Below are 20,846 nucleotides of genomic sequence, written 5' to 3' on the forward strand. Positions count from 1 at the left end.
TTCAGTAGGAGTGAACACAAGTGTCAAGTGCAAAGATACACGCTCAGGTCACACGGTTCACTCCCGGGAAGAAGTGTCCGATTCTGCTTCCCATTCAGATGCGGGGGATGTGTGGTGTAAAATAATCTCCACCCGACGAATACGATTTTTACCCATTTCACGAATGATAAATTTCACATTCTCTTCTATGAATTCCTTGCCCTGTCTAGGTTCCGGAACCCGGCTATACACCCACCCTCCGACAGTATCCACGTCTTCATCGTCCAATGTCAAGCCCGTCAGATCACTCAGATCGGAAAGCATCACTTTACCATCCATCAAATAACTGTTCTCCGTCAGTTTCTCGATTTCCTTCCGTTCATCCTTATCAAATTCGTCCCGAATTTCGCCAACAATCTCCTCCAAAATATCCTCAATGGTAATGAGGCCGGAGGTTCCACCGTATTCATCGACCAGGAGAGCGATATGAACCTGCTCCTTCTGCATACGTTTCAGCAGTGTGTTGACGGGGATAACTTCCGGAACGGTCAAGATCGGTTGAATCAGGCTGTCGAAAACAAGCTCGGGATTGCGATCATACTCAAGGAATAGCTGTTTGGTATTAATCATACCAATGATCTGATCCTTGCTGTCTGTCGCCACCGGAAAACGGGTATACTGCTCTTCGTGAATAGTCAGCATGTTTTCTTTTAGCGAGCGATTCGTAAACAAGCATACCATATCTGTACGTGGCACCATAATTTCTTTGGCAACGGTCTCGTCAAATGCAAAGATACGATTTACGTAGCCATATTCGGTGTTATTGATCTTACCACTTTCCACGCTTTCGGACAAAATGATCTGAATTTCTTCCTGAGAGTGCGCTTCTTCATGCTCACTAGCCGGTTGAAGACCAAACAGACGAACCAGACGATTGGCCGAGCCGTTAAGGAGCCAAATAAACGGATACATAATCCGGTTAAACCACACGATGACTGGGGAGGTTAACAGACTGACAGCTTCCGCTTTGCGGATCGCCAATGTTTTGGGAGCCAGTTCGCCGATCACCACGTGCAGGTAAGTTACAATGACGAATGAAATAATAAAGGCCAGGATATGTGAAAATTCCCCATTGATGTTGAGCTGTTGAAAGAGAGGCTCCAGCAATTTGACTACGGTCGGTTCACCGAGCCAGCCGAGTCCCAACGCTGTAATCGTAATACCAAGCTGACAGGCGGACAGGTAGCCGTCCAGATTATTGACGACTTTTTGTAGCGCCAGTGCGTTTTTACGGTTCTCCACGACCAGCTGATCGACCCGGCTGGAACGGATTTTAATAATCGCAAACTCGGTAGCCACGAAGAAAGCACTAAATAAAATCAACACCGCAAACAAAAATAGACTGACACCTATACCCATATAATTTTCACTCATCCCTTTTTCGTTCAATTTTTTAAGGAACTCCATTTTAAGTTCACTTGAACTTATTTTAAGAACTTAAAAGAAAATATACAAGGTTCATATGGAATCGTAGCAGGTCACCTACCTCCAATTTACACGGAAAATAAGGCATAATAGAACCCGGACGTCTCATTGCTTCACTTTACAAGCCTAGTTTGAGGGCGTATGATGAGTTCAAATGAACTTGAAATGTAATAAAGGGAGGAAAGCAGATGGAGTCTTTTACCCTTACTCGTCGTGATATGGCCCATTTGCTGCTGGCCATGGAAGGGCGCCGCGAATTGCAGCCTTTGGCCGTTCTGCAGGACGCCTGGAGGCGCACTCATAGCCATCTCGCCCGTTCCGGGAGCACGATGCCGACATTTTTATACACCGACGTGACACCTGTGCTAGATAAAATCATCAAGGGTAAGCACAGCGCAGCCTTTTCGCTGCAGGAGATCGTTTCCCTGGGTCAACTGGTCGAATACAGCCATGTCTCACTGGCATCCATGCAAAATTGGGTCAAACGCGACTTCAAGGAATTTCTCGGCGCTCCGAAGATCGGCAAAAAATACTCGGTCAACCAGGCAGCTATATTGCTCATTGTGGAAGATTTAAAATCATGTCTTGATTTTGAATCCATTCGTCAGCTATTTCATATCCTGTTCCAACAACCCGAAGATGATACGGACGATCTGATTCAGCCGGTCGATTTGTACGCCGCCTATTCAACTTTGTTTGAGGAGCTGGATGCGAACGGAGACCAACTGCTCGATGTTGCTGGAGCAGGCTATGCAAAGGACAACGGAAATTCCGTTACAGGACAGCAGCGTCAGGAAGGTGCGACAGAGGAGCTGCTGGTTCAGGCGGCTGATCAATACACCAGCCGTTTACAGCATTTGACCCCTAACCAGTGTGAAGCGGTGCGTAATACTTTGCTGGTGGCAGCAGTAGCGGTGCAAAATAGTTATTTTTTGTCCATGGCACGTCGGTATGTGAATGCGACGTTGTTTCTGGACTTCCAGGGGTAAATCAGGATTGGCACTAGAAGCCAATCCTTTTTTTTTGCTCTTTTTAGAGGATTGTCTACCCTTTTGGAGACTGAAAAAGTATACAAAAGAGGTATATACACTAAAACGCTGTCAAAGATACAATAAACATATATAATCCAGCAATTGGAAAAACTTTGAATATCTCTTCCAAAGCATCTGGATACACACACAGGAGGTAATGGCATGTCCGATGTCTCCATCATCATTTGTACCCGCAACCGGATCGAAGACCTGACACGCTGTATACAATCTATTGCAGTACAGCAGCAATTGGAGCATACGGCTGTAGAACTGCTGATTGTTGATGACGGCGATATTTCCGACCAACAGATCGAGCAGTACCGTCACATGGTATCCGGATTGCCTCAAAGTGTTTTGAAATATTATAAAAAAAGTCGTCCCGGTGTTTGGTTATCCCGCTATGAGGCCTTGTCCCTTGTGCGGTATGATATTGTGCTGTATTTTGACGATGATGCAGAACTGGACGATAAACTCTATATCCGGCGCTTGCTCGATACCTATGATCAGGAAGAAACGATTGTGGGTGTTGGAGGGATTGCAAAGGGATTACATTCGAGCCGGGCAGGAAAGCTGCTGGGCGTTTTGACATTTCAGATGTCTTCATCCCTCGGCAAGCTCTCGCCTAGTAGTCTGGCAGGTTCTTTGCTGCGTTGGGGCGAAGCGACTGAGGTTTTCGATACAGAATTTTTCCATGGCTGCAATATGTCATTTCGGAGGGATGCGCTTCGGGACATGAAGCCGTATCCGTGGATGACCAGTTATGCCGTGGCTGACGATTTGTACATGTGCCAGTTGGCGAGCCGTTACGGCAAATTGGTTATCAATCCTGACTTAACCATCATTCATCATGAATCTCCAAGCTCGCGCGATAAGGCGGGCAAAGTAGCCAAGGCTACAGCGATTAACCACTATTATTTTCTTGCCTTGAAAAAGGCTGGAGTGATTCAGTATGGAGCCCTTTTATGGACCTTATCCTACTTGATGCTCAAAGAAATGCTGCGCCGCAATTTTAATGCCGCAGATGGATACAAGCAGGGGGTGTTGTTCATTCTGAATCCGCGCAAGCAAAAATATAACGAATATTTAGGCCCGGCGGTTCAGTAAACTGTTTTCTTTACACACTGACAGGATAAAGGGGGAGTATGATGTTAAGCTTGTCCATTGCTCTGTGCACCCGAAATCGGGTTGATGATCTGACCCGATGCATTAATTCAATTGCCATTGGGGGAGCACCGGAGGCATGTGAAACCGAGCTATGGATTATTGACGACGGAGAACTGCCGAAACATGTGCTGGAACGTTATGAGCGTCAGTTGGGCAGAGCGGGAATTACCTACCGATATCATCGCAAGGAGCAGCCGGGATTATGGTTATCTCGTGTAAAGACAGCTGAACTTGCGCAGGGTGACATCATTTTGTTCCTTGACGATGACGTTGAGCTGCCGAGCAACTATTTGAATGAGTTGATGCGTACCTATGAGGCTTACCCGCAGGCCGCTGGTGTCGGCGGTATTGCACAGGGAATGACTAACAGCTTCATGGGAACGATTCGATGCTTGCTGTCATTCCAGCAGTCTTTGTCCAAAGGGAGGTTGTCCCTCAGCGGTCAGTCCGGCTCGATGTATAACTGGCATAAGGCCAAGAAGACGTTTAGAACCCAGTTTTTTCATGGCTGCAATATGTCATTTCGCCGTGAGGCGATTCGCAGTCTGGAGCCGGTACCTTGGTTGCAAAGCTATAGCGTAGGCGAGGATTTATTGCTTTCACGCATCGCAATGAAAAGCGGTCCGTTATACATTAACCCGGCGCTTACGCTGCTTCATCACGAATCGCCGTCCTCGCGCGACAATATGGAGCAGGTTACTTATATGCGGGTGATGAATCATATTCATTTGCTGCGTGACGAGGGATCTGGGCCGATTGGTTATGCAGCACTATACTGGACGACGTTGTATCAGATTTTGAGAGAAAAGCCCAAAAAAAATCATACTGCCATTCAAGGCTATAGAAGAGCGTTGAAAGCGATCTTTTCAATTCCAAAGGAGCCTGTTGGCGGGCAGTTGCCTGAGCGCAATTCCAAAAAAACGGTAGGCTGATGGAGGTGCGTCAAAAGACGCAATGTGAGCATAGAGACGAGAGGCTTAATAAGGAACAGGAGTTGGACGTAACATGAGCACATGGACAGCAGCAAGGAAAGTATTCACGGGTGACAGTCTCGCCAAAACGATCATGCGCACGAGCTTTAACAATTTTTTTGTGCTAATCGTCACGACCCTGACTTCCATCCTGACCGCACGTATGCTCGGAGTAGAGGGGAAAGGAGAACTGGCGGCAGTTCTGTTCTGGCCTACGCTGATCGGCAGTGTGTTGAGCTTCGGATTACCAACGTCGTTAATTTATAACCTCAAGAAGAAAACAGGCACGACGGAAGAACTGCTGGCGTTGTCGCTCTGGATTCAGTTGCCTGCCAGCTTGTTGGCGGGAGCGGTGGCCTGGATATGCATGCCGCTGTGGCTGAATGGTTATGGTGCGGACATCATCCAGCTGTCCCAGCTTTATTGTGCGGCAGCCATACCGCTGGCAGTGCTTACAGCGCTGACGACAGCATTGTCGCAAGGGCTGGATCGATTTAGCGTATATAACGGCCTGCTGTTTTACTACCCGTTACTGAATTTCATCGGTCTGGTGACACTGTGGCTGATGGACCTGCTCAATGTGCAGCTGGCAGGAGCAGTGAATTTTGCCGCGAGTTTCCTTGCGCTAGTATGGGCGTTCCTCCGTTTGCGCAAGTATATGAATTTGCGAGCTTTCCGCCCATTTACCAGCCGTCAAGTGCTTCGTCCTTATTATAGCTATGGAGCGAGGGTTTACGGGATGGAGCTGATGGGGACGCTGTCCACACAAACGGACAAAATCGTTATTGTGGCGCTGCTATCACCCAAAGCGTTCGGTCTGTATTCTGTCGTCTACGCCTTGTCTCGTGTGTTCAATGTGGTGCAAAATGCCGTCACTAACGTTACCTTTCCAAAGGTGACGGGGATGGAGCACAGCAAGATTGTCGAAACAGTAGGCCGTGCTTTTCGCATCTCTATGGCTGCGATGCTAATCGTCATTGTGCCTGCTCTCTTCATTGGACGATACATGCTGGGTTTGCTGTACGGCCCCGCTTTCCTGGAAGCATCGCTAACGTTCTACCTGCTGTCACTGGAATGTATCATTGGTGGTGGCTCATGGATTCTGGCTTCGGCCTTTAACGCTCTGGGACGTCCGGGACTGGTATTGTTCCGGCAAATTGTAGCCTATGCGATCACCGTCGGTCTATTTTTTATTTGTACACCGATCTTTGGTCTGGACGGCATTGCGATTGCTTTGCTTGTAGGCGCTTGTGTACGGTTGGCATTCTCACTGTTCTCGTTCCCCATGTTTTTCAATGTTCCGCTATCACGGATCATTTTTGATAAAAGTGATATTACATTTGTCATTCAGACTATACAAAAGAAGCGCAGGAAGGGAGAACTGAAAGATGCCGAATTTGCATCCCATGGCTAAACTGAAAAATAAGCTGAGCGTCATTCTCGACGTAGTCCCCCAAGGTTCGAATATCATTTATGTAGACTATCCCGTCTATAATAACGGTGGGGATGTACTCATCATGAAAGGCACCGAGGCGTTCTTCAAGGATAATGGCATCCGTGTCCGTGCCCGTTATAGCGCCATGGATATTCCCGATCAGCTTCAAATTCCAGGTGACTGGATTATCGTGTGCCACGGCGGCGGCAACTTCGGCGATCTCTATTCAAATCACCAAAATTTGCGGGAACGCATCGTTCGCGATTTCCCTAACCACCGAATTGTGATTATGCCGCAAACGATCCACTTTCAATCTGAACAGAAGGCTAATGAGGTCGCTGCCCTGTTTAATGCTCACCCAGATCTACATATGTTTGTGCGGGATACTCGCTCTTATCAGTGGGCTAAGGACAAGCTGAACCAGTGCAGTATCACACTATGTCCCGATATGGCGCACCAGCTCTGGCCATTGAAGCCGACTACGGAAACAGTGAAGGATGTATTGTATTTCCTGCGGACTGATATTGAAACGGTGGGTGGACAAAAGAAGTTCGATGACGAGGCAGATGCCGCTCACCGGCTGGACTGGGATACTTTGTTCACTCCGCTGGAAGTGAAGGGAATTGTTTATTTCCAGAAGTTTTATCGACTGGATAAGAAAATTGGCGGCCCGTTGCCTACGCGTACGTTCTGGTACAAGTACACAGACCATCTCATGAACAAGGCGGTTACGCTGTTCAGCTCTTACCGCGAGGTTCGTACTTCACGACTGCACGGTCACATTCTGGCCTGTCTGCTTGATATGCCGCACGTTGTCATTGACAATTCCTACGGCAAGAACTCGCAATATTATAATACCTGGACACAGCCGAACCCAAAAGCGCAGCTGTTTAGTGAAGCTCCAAGTGCGTTGGAGCAGCCATCTTAATAGTAAGAAAAGATACGTATGATTGATTTCAAAGGTATGATAACGGCAAAAAATCTCCTGACCATTTCATTGGTTAAGGAGGTTTTTCGTTTTGTGCTATATAGAGCATAAGTATAATTGTTAATTAGATAAACCATTAAGGCAATGAATATTTAATGACTTAAATACCGCTTCATTTTGACAATTCATTTCATGAATAGATATAATTTATGGGATAAAACTTGTAGGAATATTGGGAACTCACTCCCCTAACTTTTGCAGAATAACATGAAAGTATATTTATTTTAATGAATCGAGGCTGACGAATGAGTAATCAATCAATGGACATGCTTCTCACGAAGGATATCGTGCGTGAAGGGGAGTCTATTTTGCGTACGAAGGTTGAGCCGGTATGCTTGCCACTGTCTGAAGAGGATCTTCAACAGATGCAATGGATGCTGGATTATCTGAAAAATAGCCAAAATGAAGAGCTGGCTACCCGCTATGAACTGCGCCCGGGTGTGGGATTATCTGCGAATCAGGTAGGTTTGAACAAAAGAATGTGCGCTATTTATTATGAAGATGGGGACAAAACGGTAGAGTATGCGTTGTTTAATCCGAAGCTGGTCAGCCACTCCACGTCTATGATTTATTTGGAACAAGGTGAGGGGTGCTTGTCTGTAGATCGGTACGTAGCCGGATATGTACCTCGTTATGAAAAAATTCGTATTAAGGCCAATTTGCCAGACGGAACACAGGAGCTATTGACTTTCAAAGGTTATGCAGCGATTGTAGTACAGCATGAAATGGACCATTTAGACGGTATTATGTTCTATGACCGTATCAATCCGGAAGATCCGCACAAGCTGCCGCAGGGAGTGCATATCGAACCTTTTGTACGTAAATAGCTCATGATCCGTAAAGTGTGGTGACTCCGTTCGCCACATTTTTTTAATTTTGCAAAAAAATATGGATATAGAGGTTACGAAGCTTTAAACTGGAAACATGTAGCTCGTGATAGAGGATGTGAAAATACACAAAAATGTAAGCGCTTATCTTATGGGAGGGATGACATGAATCGTGGAGTACGGCTTCTGATGAATAATATGCGTATGCGGAATAAGCTGCTGTTCTCCTATGTACTGATTGTCATGATCCCGGTGCTGGTGGTAGGCGGTTGCGTTACTTTTTATTTGCGAGAGCAGGCATTGAATAGTGCAATTGCCCAGACGGTAAACAATGTGGAAAAGATCAAGAGCCAGACGGCAAATTTACTGCGTGTGCCAACGGATATTTCAAATGGGCTCATGTTCGATAAGAGGCTGAGGGAGATGGCGAACCGACGGTATCCGGGTATGGTAGAGCTAATGAATGCGTATCATCAATACAAGGATTTTAATGAGTATACTCAGCAATATAGAGAGGTTGCTACCATCCGGTTCTATTCGTACAATCCGACGCTTGTCAATAACCTGGAGTTTATTCCAGTGGACTCTAACATTGAGCGGCAGCAGTGGTTCCAAACGGCTTTGAAGGGGACGGCGATTAACTGGTTTTACATTCAGGATAAGGAAGATAACCCGGTTAATCGCCTGAGCCTGGTACGGCAAATTCCATTTCCCGAATACAATACCAAGGGAGTTCTGATGATATCGCTGAGTCAGACCGAGTTGAATCATATGCTGAGCAAGGAGCCTTTTGAAACATTGATTACGGATCGTAACGGGATTGTGGTCGCAGCTACTCGTCCGTTGTCGGTGGGCCAGACGTTGAGCGATTTACATTTGGGCTTTGATGTCCAGCGTGCGGGTAAGGGAATATATGAAGCGAAAATCAACGGAATACCCTCCAACATCATCGTGGATGAATTGCTGCCCGCCTCCAGTGTGAGCGGATTTACGATTATTTCAGTGTTTTCGACAGAGCATATTGTACAGGGAGCCAACCGAATCAGCCTAATCGGTGCTTTATGTGTTCTTGCAGTGCTGGTTATGGCACTGATTCTGATCACCATCATTTCCTGGCTGATTACCAAACGCCTACAGCGGTTGAGCTATGAGCTGGATAAGGTAGCTGCGGGCGATTTTCATGTGGTATCGAGTGTGGAAGGAAGGGACGAGATCGGGGACTTATCCCGCCGTTTCAACTATATGGTAAGTAGTATTCGCCAACTCATGGCGCAGGTCTATGAGACGAGTGAGCACAATAACAGGCTGGAATTGGCACAAAAGGATATCAAGCTAAAAATGATGGCCAGCCAAATTAATCCGCACTTTCTGTTTAATGCGTTAGAATCCATTCGAATGAAAGCGCATTTGAATGGGGAAGCGGAAATTGCAACGACGGTGCGTTTACTTGGCAGGTTGATGCGCCGGAATCTGGAGATTGGCAGTGGTAAAACGACGGTACTACAGGAGCTGGATATGGTGCGATCCTATTTGCAAATTCAGCAGTTCAGATTTGGAAATCGTTTGATCTATGAAGTGAATTTGGAAGAAGGCGCAACGGACATATCCATTCCACCCTTAATCATACAACCACTGGTGGAAAATGCAGTCATTCATGGCCTGGAAAATAAGGAAGAGCCAGTTACCGTGAAGGTAGATATTACAATAGAACAAAGAGAATTGAACATTAAAGTAGAAGATGACGGGATCGGCATGGAAGCTGGGCAACTGACCCATCTGCTAGCTCGGATCAGGGGAACGGATGAGCCGGAAGGCAGCAGTATTGGTCTGCGTAATGTACATCAACGTCTAACATTGATGTATGGTGAACGTCATGGACTGCATATTGAAAGCGCATTACAAGTAGGAACAACCGTATACTTTTCCATACCAAGGGAGGAAGAGTCGAATGTATAAAGCAATGATTGTTGATGATGAGCCTGCGATTCGTGAAGGATTGTCCTCCATTATCGACTGGGGGAATTGTGGCTTCCATGTTGTCGATACGGCAGGGAACGGACGCGAGGCTTTGGATAAGTTCGGAGAGCATCGGCCAGAGCTGGTTATTGTAGATATTCGTATGCCCGGGATGAGTGGACTGGAGGTTATACGAAGCATACGTGAAAAGAACGGAGAGCCATTTCACTTTCTCATATTAAGTGGATATGCAGACTTTGATTATGCACGGCAAGCCATGGGCTTCGGGGTCGATGGCTATCTACTGAAGCCAGTTGATGAGGAAGAAATGACGACAGAGTTGAAACGGGTACGGCAAAACATTGAGGACGAGAAAGAAGACGGCAAATGGGGAAGTCCACCTTCCCATGAGCGTAATTGGATCGAAGCACTATTGTTTCCTGTTCATCAAGAGCATGCTCGTAATGCTATGGAAAGCATTGATTTTCTGCACAGAGCATCCAAGCAAGCTGAACATCAAAGCGGTAACGGAAAACATGGACAACAGCCAGCGTTACCAGCATTGGACTGGAGTAGCTATCAGGTTATTCTGCTGGATTTACGTATACCTGACTGGGATCGGCAAGCCCGGCAGTCGGCAGCAAAGCAGCGGCTAACAGAATTGTGCCATGAGCAGGGCAGAGGTATCGTGTTTGAGGCGGGAATATATATGGGTCTCTTGCTTCCCGCCACGTTAAAAACGGAGAAAGATGCTGTTCAGTTGCTGGCTGCTTGGCGACAGGAGCTAAAGCCGTGGGCTACGGAAATTTATGTGGCTGCCGGTGATCCTGTAGCCATTCTTAGCGACATTCCCAGATCCTTTGAGCAGGCACTACGATTGTTAGAGCGTACGTTTTTGTTCCGGGCAGAAAGAGTCATGCTTTCAGGAGACCTACACGAATTGGAGATCATCGAGACTGAAATAAGTGGAGCGCCTGATAGTGCCACAGATGATCCCATACGTTATGCAGAAAAGCTTTACTATGCGCTAGATATGGCTAATAGTGAAGCTGCAACCCGTGTCATTAAGGAAATGGAAGGCCAATTTCCACGAATTTATCGCACAGAATCTGCAATCAAGGCGGCGTTCGCCCAAACATTCACACTGGCGTTGAACAAGTATGCAGCCGGACAGGATCACAGCCGAACCGTGCTGGAGGAGCACTCCAGCTTTATAACCGATGTATATGCTTATTCCACATTAGGCGAGCTGGTGGATCACTCGCTGGAGCATGTGTTGCAATGGATTGGCCAGACTGATCCCGGTGGCAAAAACATCATCATGAAACAAATGATTGGTTTTATACATAGTCATTATGATGAAAATTTGCGATTGGAGTTACTGGCAGATATGTTCAATTACAATAGTGGCTATTTGGGCAAATTGTTCAAAAGTCATACTGGCGAGGCCTTTAATGCCTACCTGGATAAGGTGAGGATTGAGCGAGCAAGGGAATTGCTTGCACAAGGAATTAAGGTGCACCAGGTAGCGGAACGCGTGGGATATGCGAATGCAGATTATTTTCATAGTAAATTTAAAAAGTATGCTGGAATGTCACCTTCCTCCTACCGTAATCGGGTTCAAAAGAATGGAGGAACAGATGGCTGTTGATAGAATCACAAATTTTTCACGCTATGAAGTCTCTCTTGCAGATGTCGGAGGTACGATCTCCGAACGAAGAGAGGCTCTTTTTTATGATGGAAAAATGGATAGTTCAATCGAAAATGTCACATTTATTATGGAGTTTAGGCCGTTTTCATCAAATCGCCATCATTATGACACAGCTTTGACACGATGTTCACATTTTCGATTCTATTTCATTTAAATTTATTCTATATAATGGGGATAATCTGAAGCCGGATCATGACAACCATGGTTAAGGTAGTTGAGTGAGTCATTATCTAAAAAGTGGTCGCTGCATATGTAAGAGTGTGAATACTATCACAAAGGTAGAGAACTTCAGATTACAGACACTATAAAACAATGTTAAGAGAAGTGTAGGGGGAGGAGCAACATCATGGACGTATTGGATTTGGCACGGTTGCAGTTTGCAACCACAACGATTCTTCACTTTGTTTATGTGCCGATCTCCATTGGATTGTCGTTATTGGTGGCAATTATGGAGACTATGTATGTGATCAAGAAAAATGACTTGTACAAAAAAATGGCTCAATTCTGGGGAACGTTTCTGCTGATTAACTTTGCATTGGGCGTAGTCACCGGGATTTTGCAAGAATTCCAGTTCGGGATGAACTGGTCGGACTTTTCCCGTTTTGTGGGTGATGTATTCGGTACGCCGCTGGCGATTGAAGCGCTACTTGCATTTTTCCTGGAATCGACCTTTATCGGATTATGGGTATTCGGTTGGGAAAGATTGTCCAAAACGGTCCATTTAATCTGTATGTGGTTGGTATCTATCGGTACGATGTTATCGGCATTGTGGATTCTAGCTGCTAATTCATTCATGCAGCGTCCAGTAGGATATGAGATTCAAAATGGACGTGCAGAAATGAAAGATTTTGCTGCTCTGTTAACGAACGAACAACTGTTATGGGAATTCCCACATACATTGTTTGCTGCTTTTGCAACGGGGGCATTTCTGATCGCGGGTATCAGTGCATGGAAGCTGATGCACAAAAAGAATATGGACTTTTTTAAACCTTCTTTCAAATTGAGCATTATTGTTGCTTTAATCAGTGCCATTGCTATTCCTTTGTTTGGTCATGGTCAGGCTCAATATTTAGTGAAAACACAGCCGATGAAGATGGCTGCCAGTGAGGGCTTATGGGAGAACAGTGGTGACCCCGCTCCTTGGACAGTTATCGCATGGATTGATCCTGGAAAAAAGGAAAATACCTTTGAGATTAAAGTTCCTTTTGCTTTGAGTTTTCTATCCTATAGTAAATTTACCGGCTCTGTGCCTGGTATGAATGAGCTTCAGGCTGAATATGAGAAAACCTATGGTCCGGGAGATTATATCCCGCCAGTACGTACCACGTTCTGGAGCTTCCGCATTATGATTGCGGCGGGATGTGGCATGATTGCACTCGCTTTATATGGAGCTTATCTGACGTTCCGTAGAAAGTTGGAAGGTTCACATCGCTGGTTCTTCCGTCTTATGATATGGGGGATATCCCTTCCATTCATTGGGAATACTTCAGGTTGGATCATGACTGAAATAGGTCGCCAACCGTGGACGGTATTTGGTTTACTTCAAACAAAAGATTCTGTTTCGCCTACTGTTGTGGCTGGAGAAGTGCTGTTCTCGTTCATCTCATTTACCACATTGTATTTAATTTTAACAGGTGTGCTGGCGTTCCTGTTTTACCGTACGGCTCGCAAAGGTCCAGATATTGAGCCGCATCAGCAAACGGTAATTCATGATCCTTTTGCTCAAGGGGGTGACACCATTGTCGCTAAATGATTTATGGTTCTTATTGATTGCTGTGCTGTTTACTGGCTTCTTTTTTCTGGAAGGCTTTGATTTTGGCGTAGGAATGGCCACAGGATTGGTGCCGCGTAATGACCAGCAAAAACGTTTGATGATCAATACGATTGGTCCGTTCTGGGATGCTAACGAAGTGTGGCTGATTACAGCAGCAGGGGCGATGTTTGCCGCTTTCCCGCATTTTTATGCAACCATGTTCAGCGGATATTATCTGGTATTTGTCTTTATTTTGCTAGGTTTGATCTTGCGTGGAGTTTCTTTTGAGTTCCGAGGCAAGGCTGAAGGGAAATGGTGGACAGGAACGTGGGATGCCTGCATTCTGATTGGTAGCTTTCTACCGCCGATGCTGTTCGGTATGGCTTTTGCGGCTTTGGTGAAAGGTGTACCTATTCAGCAAAACATGGATTTGAAAGCTGGATTTTCCGATGTATTCAATGGATACACCGTATGGATTGGACTGACAGTGGTCGGAATGTGCCTAATGCACGGGCTGACGTTTATTTCCCTGCGGACGATTGGAGAAGTACGGGATCGTGCTCGCGTGATTGCGTCCAAATTTCTCCCGGTATTGGGCATTTTACTCGCTGGCATGGTGGTATGGACTTATTTTGTAACGGATTTATTTGCACGTCGCGGTCCCTTTATGTATGCTGCGGTAGCAGTGGGAATTGTCGCCTATATGCTGACGTGGTACTTCCTGAAGCAGCGCCGCGAAGGATGGGCCTTCGGGATGACAGGGGCATTGATTTTGCTGACTTTCGTTTCGTTATTCGTTGGTTTGTTCCCAAGATTTATGGTGAGCTCAATTAACAGTGCTTTTGATTTGACGATTTATAATGCAAGCTCCAGTCATTACACACTGAAAGCCATGACGATTGTTGCAGCAACGCTTTTACCCTTTGTGCTGGCTTATCAGGCGTGGAGCTATTTTGTTTTCCATAAGCGCCTCAGTGAGAAGGATCATTTGGAATACTAATGGATAAGGCATGGTTTGAACTAAAGGGCATTCGGCCAGTAATGCTGCTACTGGCTGCCCTTTCCCTGCTCCAGGGGGCTGCTGTGATTGCACAAGCAGTCTTCTTGGCAAAGGCTGTTACGATTTTGTTTGATAAAAATCCGCTGGTGATGGCTTGGCCGTCGCTGGCGTTGTTTTTCGCAGCTTTTGCAATGAGGCATACGATGATCTGGCTGCAACGCCGGACAGCCGGCCGTTTTGCCGAAGCTTCAGGCGCTTCCTTACGGGAGCGTCTGCTTGCACGTTTGTTCGAACGGGGGCCGGGTTTTGCAGCGCAGGAAGGCAGCGGCAAGTTGGTGACGCTAGCGCTGGACGGCATGGATCGTTTTCGCACGTATTTGGAACTGTCCATTCCTCGAATGATTGACATGATGGCTGTAACTATACTTGTGCTTGTGTATGTTTTCACATTGGATGTCATTTCAGGTGTGATTTTGACGACTACGATGCCGATTCTGGTGGGCTTCTTTATTTTGCTCGGTTTGGCGGCGCGGAAGCAGGCAGACAAGCAGTGGCGTTCCTATCGTTTGTTATCTCACCATTTCACGGATTCGCTGCGTGGACTTCAGACACTAAGGTTTTTGGGTCGTAGCCAAGAGCATGGGGAAACGGTTGGGAAGGTCAGCGACCAATACCGCACAGCAACAATGCGCACGCTGCGGGTAGCGTTTCTTTCCTCATTTGCCCTCGATTTTTTTAGTATGCTATCGGTCGCTTTTGTCGCGGTAGGCTTGGGGCTGCGCCTGATTAGTGGCTCGGTGGGTCTGGAGGCAGCGCTTGCGGTGCTTATTCTGGCACCAGAATATTTTATGCCCATACGCCAGTTGGGATCAGACTATCATGCTTCACTGGATGGTAAGGAGGCTTGGGGAGCAATACGCTCCATTCTTAGTACAGAAGATGATGCGAACGAGCCGAATAAACAGGCAGCTAACGATAAAGGATTGGACATCACGGGACAGGATATTTTCGAGCTATCTGATGTGTGCCTCCTTAATGAAGACGGTTCGGCTCGGCTTGAACATGTGTCTGCAAATGTTGAACCGCACATGAACATGATTGGCATCGTTGGCGCTAGCGGTGCAGGTAAAACGACGCTGCTTAGTCTGCTTGGCGGCTTTGCTGATCCGACTTCAGGCGAGCTGCTACTGAATGGATGCGGATTGGCTGGGGATGCCAAAGCTGAATGGCAACGGCATATTGCCTATATTCCACAGCATCCATACCTGTTTAGCGCTTCTCTGGCAGATAATATCCGCTTTTATGAACCCGAGGCATCCAACCAGCAGGTAGAGTGGGCGATTGACGCGGTTGGACTGCGTGAACTGGTAGACGGTCTTCCGGGTGGATTGAATGAGCCCATTGGTGAAGCAGGTCGGACACTGAGCGGAGGGCAGGCACAGCGGATTGCGTTGGCGCGGGCATTGCTCAGTAATCGTCCGGTCGTTTTATTGGATGAGCCTACGGCCCATCTGGATATTGAGACGGAATGGGAGCTAAAACAGACGATTTTATCGGTTTTGAAACATAAAAGAATGTTTCTTGCCACCCATCGGCTTCATTGGATGTCAGATATGGACTGTGTCTGGATGATGGATCAAGGTCGTCTGGAAGAAGTAGGCTCCCATCAGCAATTGATTGCCCGTAAGGGGGCATATTACCGATTGCTGACGGGGATGTCGGAAGGAGGGAACGGACGATATGAGAGTAACGGACAATAGAAGTCAAGGCTGGTTTGTGACGTATCTGAGACAATATTTTTGGGCCTTTCTGATAGCTGCTCTTTTGGGCGCGCTGGCCATTGGATGTGCGGGCGCGTTGCTCTTTACGTCCGGCCATCTGATTACCCGTTCGGCCTTAAAACCGGAAAATATATTAATGGTGTACGTTCCAATTGTGCTTGTGCGAACATTTGGCTTTAGTAAAGCGGTTATTCAGTACCTGGAGCGCTTGGTAGGACATGATGCCGCACTGCGTCTGGTGTCCCGTATGCGGGTACGCTTATATCGGGCAGTAGAACCGCAGGCGCTGATGATTCGCAGCAAATTCCGTACAGGGGATCTATTAGGATTGCTGGCAGAGGATATTGAGCAGCTTCAAAACATCTATCTGAAGCTAGTTCTGCCTGCGCTATCGGCTTTGCTGATTTATGCAGCAGGCATCTTGGCGCTCGGACGGATGGACGGAACCTTTGCCCTGCTCATGGCGCTATATGGCGGGTTTTTGCTTTTTATTGCCCCAGCTATCTCACTATGGACCTCACTCGCCAAACGGCGAATGTTCAAGCAGGAACGGAGTAAAGCCTATCAGGAGCTGACGGATGCTCTGTTCGGCATGAGTGATCTGGTGCTGAGCGGACGGACTGGGCATTTCCTGAGTACCTTTACACAACGGCACAATAGGGCTGCCGTGATGGAAAATTCACTTCGCCGGAGTGAGTGGCGTTCTCATTGGATCGCACAATGCGTTGTAGGCGGCGGGATTGTGATTATGACTGTGTGGGCCGGGGGACTGGTAGCACAGAATCGTATAGAAGCCACATGGCTGGCATCCTTTGCCCTTGTGGCTTTTCCATTGCTGGATGCCTTCGTTCGCGCGGGAGAAGCGGTGGTTCATGCGCCGGAGTATCAGGATTCACTTCGACGGTTAAAGGATTCGGAGAAAGACACACCTACACCTGGAGCAGGCGGAACAGCAGACATTCTAGAGGAACAGGCTACCGCTATGCGATTGGGCCACGGAGGAGACCTGCTGCTGAACAACGTAAGCTACCGCTATGCGGCAACGCAGGAATGGAGCGTGCGTAATATCTCCTTGCACGTTCCGCAGGGGGGCAAGGTTGCATTGCTTGGCCGCAGTGGTGCGGGCAAGTCAACGCTGCTGAACCTGATTCAGGGTGCATTGCAGCCTGATGAAGGGAGCGTCACTGTCGCAGGGATTCCCGTATATACAGGTGGAGCATACTCCAGTCTGTTTGCGGTGCTAAACCAGCAGCCGTATTTATTCGATACAACGGTAGCGAACAATATTCGGCTGGGACGACCCGATGCTACGCTGGATGAGGTTCGTGCAGTAACAGAGCAGGTAGGGCTTGGAACTCTAATTGATTCTTTGCCGGAGGGCTACGATACCCGAATGCAGGAGACGGGTCTTCGTTTTTCCGGTGGAGAAAAACAGCGAATTGCACTGGCGCGGATTTTGCTGCAAAATCACCCGATTGTTTTACTGGATGAGCCGACAGTGGGGCTTGACCCGCTGACAGAGCATGAACTTATGCAGACGATGTTTCGTGTGCTGGAGGGCAAAACATTGATCTGGATCACGCATCATCTGACGGGGATGGAGCATATGGACGAGGTGATCTTTATGGAACAGGGCACCATTTCCATGCGGGGCAGTCATGCACAGCTGTGGCAGGAGCAGCCCCGATACCGCAACCTGTATGAGCTGGATCATCCGAGTCTGTGAAATAGGAACAGATTGAGCCTCAATACAATAATTCTACCATCAGGGGCCGGCGCTGATTAAGCTTTTATTCCCGCATGTAAAAATAGTGATGATCCTCACCGTGTCGGATGATATGATTCATCTAATAGAAGCTTTGAAACGAGGTATTTAAAATTTTGATTAACTTTTATATACTGGTTAGAGTTGATGCGTCACATGCAGACATTCAACTGGAGAGGCTGATATGAATGAAAACACTTATCTCTAAGCATTGGCATTTGATGCTGATTGGTTTTGTAGCCCTGAGCATGGGCGGGTTTGTCTTATTTTATTTTCAGGGGAGCGTGTCGTCGTTTCCGGCCGTTCAACCTAAACAAGCTCAGGAAGAGCCAGACAAGACCAAATATGAGATTGTTACAGTGGGTGTAAAAGGGGACGGTTTCTATCCTAAAAATATTGAAGTGAAAGCCGGCGTTCCAACCAAAATCAATTTCAAGAAAATTACATCCTTTACTTGCATTGATGAAGTGCAGTCGTTGAAGATCGGAATGGACGTTTACCTGGATCACGAAAATAATTATTTTACCGTCAAGGACTTGAAGCCAGGGGTATATGAGTATAATTGTGGCATGTACATGTACTACGGGACGATCACAGTAAAATAAATCAAAATAGCTTTCTAGCACATTGATACTAGAAAGCTATTTTTTTCCCTTTAATCATTTAGGTTAATTGCGACAGTGTGCATATATACCATCATCCACCTGTGGTGCAATATGCATTATCCTTTATCCTTTACCTCTGATCAGCTTACATTGCTGATCTTTTGTTTTTTACAAGACTTCTATCAGAAAATTTACATGAGAACGGAGTAGGCGGAATGGTGTTGGACAAGCGAAGCGGTCGCCTTTGTCCCCGGATTTCTACCTTTGGTTGCTTATTCAAGAAATCCGGGGACAACAGCGATGGGAAGCACCATCCGCATGCGTAGTGGCACGAATGTAATTTTTTTCATCCCATATATCTAATTTTGAACTGATTTTTCTCCTAATTCGTCGGGTATCCGCTTCCAAGCCAGCAAAGTATGATAATAGTATCTAGAGATGAGGAGGAGCTTGTTATGGGATCTTCAACTGAAACCGCTTCCAACGATAGTGCTGTGATTCCTGAATCCAACCGGGGAAGACCACGCAAGGCTCGCGGCCCGAAGCCTGAACGTGGTGGAAAAGGCTTGTGGGACAGTGTGAAGCAGCAAAAATATCTTTATTTTATGTCCATTCCTTTCGTCATATGGGTGTTTGTTTTCAGCTATCTTCCGCTCTGGGGCTGGACGATGGCGTTTCAAAATTATAAGCCAGCCAAATCTTTTTCGGACCAGAAATGGGTAGGGCTGAATAACTTTATCGAGCTATTTCAGGATGAACGATTTTATCTGGTATTACGCAATACGCTAGCGATGAGCCTGATGGGGATTGTATTTGGTTTTGTCGTACCGATCTTCTTTGCAATTCTGTTAAATGAGCTGCGTGGTATGCTGTTCAAACGGTTTGTGCAGACAATATCCTACCTCCCGCATTTTGTATCCTGGGTAGTTGTAGCCGGTTTGGTCACCAAGATGCTGTCCATTGACGGAGGCATTGTCAACGATATATTAGTATCGCTTCATATTGTGGATGAACCAATTCAGTTCATGGCAAAGGGGAGCTGGTTCTGGTACATTGTAACCGCTTCCGATATATGGAAAGAGACGGGCTGGAATACGATTATTTATTTAGCTGCAATCACCGGAATTGATCAAGAACAGTATGAAGCATCGCGCGTGGATGGAGCGAGCCGCTGGAGACAGATGTGGCATATTACACTTCCGGGTATCCGCTCGACGATTGCGGTTCTGTTCATTATGGCGATTGGGCATCTGGTGAGCAACGGTTTTGAAAAGCAGTTTTTGCTTGGCAACAGTCTCGTGACGGATTATTCCGAGGTGCTGGATCTGTACGCGCTCAATTACGGGATTAATTTGGGTCGCTTCTCTTATGGGACGGCAATTGGTATTTTTAACTCGCTGGTTAGCATTTTGTTGTTGTTTACGGCGAACGGTATATTCAAAAAATTGACCAAAGAAAGCATCATGTAAGGAGGGAGAAGCGAAATGACGAATAAGGCATTTAATGCTACCCGGTCTGAGAAGCTGTTTGACCTGTTCAATTATATCCTCATGGCTCTGATCGTGGTGTTGACGCTGTACCCGTTTCTGAACGTACTTGCGATTTCCCTGAACAATTCAACGGACACGGTTCGCGGGGGTATTTATATATGGCCCCGCCAATTTACGCTCGAAAATTACAAAACGATTTTCCAGTACGATGGCCTTCTTCAGGGACTGCAAGTATCTATTCTTCGTACTTTGGTTGGGACGGTACTCGGGTTAATCTGTGCGTCTATGCTTGCTTTTACATTGAGTCGGGTCGAGTTTCGTGCTCGTAAGTTTATTTCTACGTTTTTGGCGTTGACGATGTACTTTTCTGGCGGGATGGTGCCCGTGTTTATTTTGATGCGGGATTTGCATCTGCTGGGTTCGTTTTGGGTGTACATTTTTCCAAGCTTAATTAGCGCATTTAACGTGTTTGTCATTCGTTCCTTTATGGACGGTTTGCCGTATGCGTTGCAGGAGTCTGCCAAACTCGATGGGGCGAATGATTTTACGATTTACTGGAAAATTATTTTGCCGCTATGCAAACCAGTATTGGCAACGATTGCTCTTTTTCTGGCAGTAGGTCAGTGGAATGCTTGGTTTGATACGTATTTGTATAATGGTGGGGCGCCGCAATGGACGACGCTGCAGTATGAGCTGATGAAGATACTGCAAAGTACGCAGCAAGGCGGCTCCAGTATGACGAATAGTAACGATATGGCTAAGCAAATGGCCCAAATTTCACCAGAGTCGATTAAAATGGCAATTACAATTACGGTTACACTTCCCATTCTGATGGTATATCCGTTCCTGCAAAAGTATTTTGTAGGCGGGATGACACTGGGGGCAGTGAAATCATAACAGCCGGG

At 46.7% G+C, this 20,846-nt stretch carries 16 protein-coding genes; 15 read left to right on the top strand and 1 reads right to left on the bottom strand.

Features of this window, described 5'->3' with window-relative positions:
- Positions 1-57: 57 nt before the first annotated feature.
- A complete protein-coding gene (locus ACQW03_RS15310; protein ID WP_104495620.1) occupies positions 58-1,428 on the bottom strand; it encodes a hemolysin family protein in 1,371 nt (456 codons plus the stop codon).
- Positions 1,429-1,652: 224 nt separating this feature from the next.
- Here ACQW03_RS15310 and ACQW03_RS15315 point away from each other — a divergent pair, with 224 nt between their 5' ends.
- The 15 genes from ACQW03_RS15315 (at position 1,653) to ACQW03_RS15385 (ending at position 20,838) form a co-directional block, all read left to right on the top strand.
- Positions 1,653-2,453, top strand: a complete 801-nt coding sequence (locus ACQW03_RS15315) for a DUF1836 domain-containing protein (protein WP_025721933.1) — start codon at positions 1,653-1,655, stop codon at positions 2,451-2,453.
- Between the two features lie 204 nt (positions 2,454-2,657).
- Positions 2,658-3,599 (top strand): glycosyltransferase family 2 protein, encoded by a 942-nt coding sequence (locus tag ACQW03_RS15320; RefSeq protein WP_441950444.1) that lies wholly within the window; start codon positions 2,658-2,660, stop codon positions 3,597-3,599.
- A gap of 41 nt (positions 3,600-3,640) precedes the next feature.
- A complete protein-coding gene (locus ACQW03_RS15325; RefSeq protein ID WP_076294307.1) occupies positions 3,641-4,591 on the top strand; it encodes a glycosyltransferase family 2 protein in 951 nt (316 codons plus the stop codon).
- A 73-nt stretch (positions 4,592-4,664) separates the two neighbouring features.
- Positions 4,665-6,044, top strand: coding sequence for a lipopolysaccharide biosynthesis protein (locus ACQW03_RS15330; RefSeq protein WP_441950446.1), 1,380 nt, complete (start codon positions 4,665-4,667; stop codon positions 6,042-6,044).
- Entirely contained in the window at positions 6,019-6,993 is a 975-nt protein-coding gene (locus tag ACQW03_RS15335) for a polysaccharide pyruvyl transferase family protein (protein ID WP_013312001.1), read from the top strand. Before ACQW03_RS15330 ends, ACQW03_RS15335 begins: the two co-directional genes overlap by 26 nt.
- A gap of 305 nt (positions 6,994-7,298) precedes the next feature.
- Positions 7,299-7,880: a peptide deformylase gene (def, locus tag ACQW03_RS15340; RefSeq protein WP_441950449.1), complete on the top strand. Its 582-nt coding sequence runs from the start codon at positions 7,299-7,301 to the stop codon at positions 7,878-7,880.
- Between the two features lie 165 nt (positions 7,881-8,045).
- Positions 8,046-9,836: a cache domain-containing sensor histidine kinase gene (locus tag ACQW03_RS15345; RefSeq protein WP_441950451.1), complete on the top strand. Its 1,791-nt coding sequence runs from the start codon at positions 8,046-8,048 to the stop codon at positions 9,834-9,836.
- The gene (locus ACQW03_RS15350; protein ID WP_441950453.1) at positions 9,829-11,487 is read left to right on the top strand and encodes a response regulator; all 1,659 of its coding nucleotides are present in this window, start codon (positions 9,829-9,831) and stop codon (positions 11,485-11,487) included. Before ACQW03_RS15345 ends, ACQW03_RS15350 begins: the two co-directional genes overlap by 8 nt.
- A gap of 406 nt (positions 11,488-11,893) precedes the next feature.
- A complete protein-coding gene (locus ACQW03_RS15355) occupies positions 11,894-13,300 on the top strand; it encodes a cytochrome ubiquinol oxidase subunit I (RefSeq protein WP_441950455.1) in 1,407 nt (468 codons plus the stop codon).
- On the top strand, positions 13,287-14,300 hold the full coding sequence (gene cydB, locus ACQW03_RS15360; RefSeq protein ID WP_081366864.1) for a cytochrome d ubiquinol oxidase subunit II: 1,014 nt from the start codon (positions 13,287-13,289) through the stop codon (positions 14,298-14,300). The genes ACQW03_RS15355 and cydB overlap by 14 nt, the downstream gene beginning before the upstream one ends.
- Complete coding sequence (gene cydD / locus ACQW03_RS15365) at positions 14,300-16,060, top strand: thiol reductant ABC exporter subunit CydD (protein ID WP_441950458.1); 1,761 nt, start codon at positions 14,300-14,302, stop codon at positions 16,058-16,060. Before cydB ends, cydD begins: the two co-directional genes overlap by 1 nt.
- On the top strand, positions 16,041-17,807 hold the full coding sequence (gene cydC / locus ACQW03_RS15370) for a thiol reductant ABC exporter subunit CydC (protein WP_076294301.1): 1,767 nt from the start codon (positions 16,041-16,043) through the stop codon (positions 17,805-17,807). The genes cydD and cydC overlap by 20 nt, the downstream gene beginning before the upstream one ends.
- Before the next feature lie 227 nt (positions 17,808-18,034).
- Positions 18,035-18,451: a cupredoxin domain-containing protein gene (locus ACQW03_RS15375; RefSeq protein WP_076294300.1), complete on the top strand. Its 417-nt coding sequence runs from the start codon at positions 18,035-18,037 to the stop codon at positions 18,449-18,451.
- Between the two features lie 455 nt (positions 18,452-18,906).
- Positions 18,907-19,920 (top strand): ABC transporter permease, encoded by a 1,014-nt coding sequence (locus tag ACQW03_RS15380; protein ID WP_071643015.1) that lies wholly within the window; start codon positions 18,907-18,909, stop codon positions 19,918-19,920.
- Between the two features lie 15 nt (positions 19,921-19,935).
- The gene (locus tag ACQW03_RS15385) at positions 19,936-20,838 is read left to right on the top strand and encodes a carbohydrate ABC transporter permease (RefSeq protein ID WP_076294299.1); all 903 of its coding nucleotides are present in this window, start codon (positions 19,936-19,938) and stop codon (positions 20,836-20,838) included.
- Positions 20,839-20,846: the final 8 nt, after the last annotated feature.

The sequence above is a fragment of the Paenibacillus sp. DRB1-1 genome, from assembly GCF_052119485.1.
In the GTDB taxonomy this organism is placed as follows: Bacteria; Bacillota; Bacilli; order Paenibacillales; family Paenibacillaceae; genus Paenibacillus; species Paenibacillus polymyxa_B.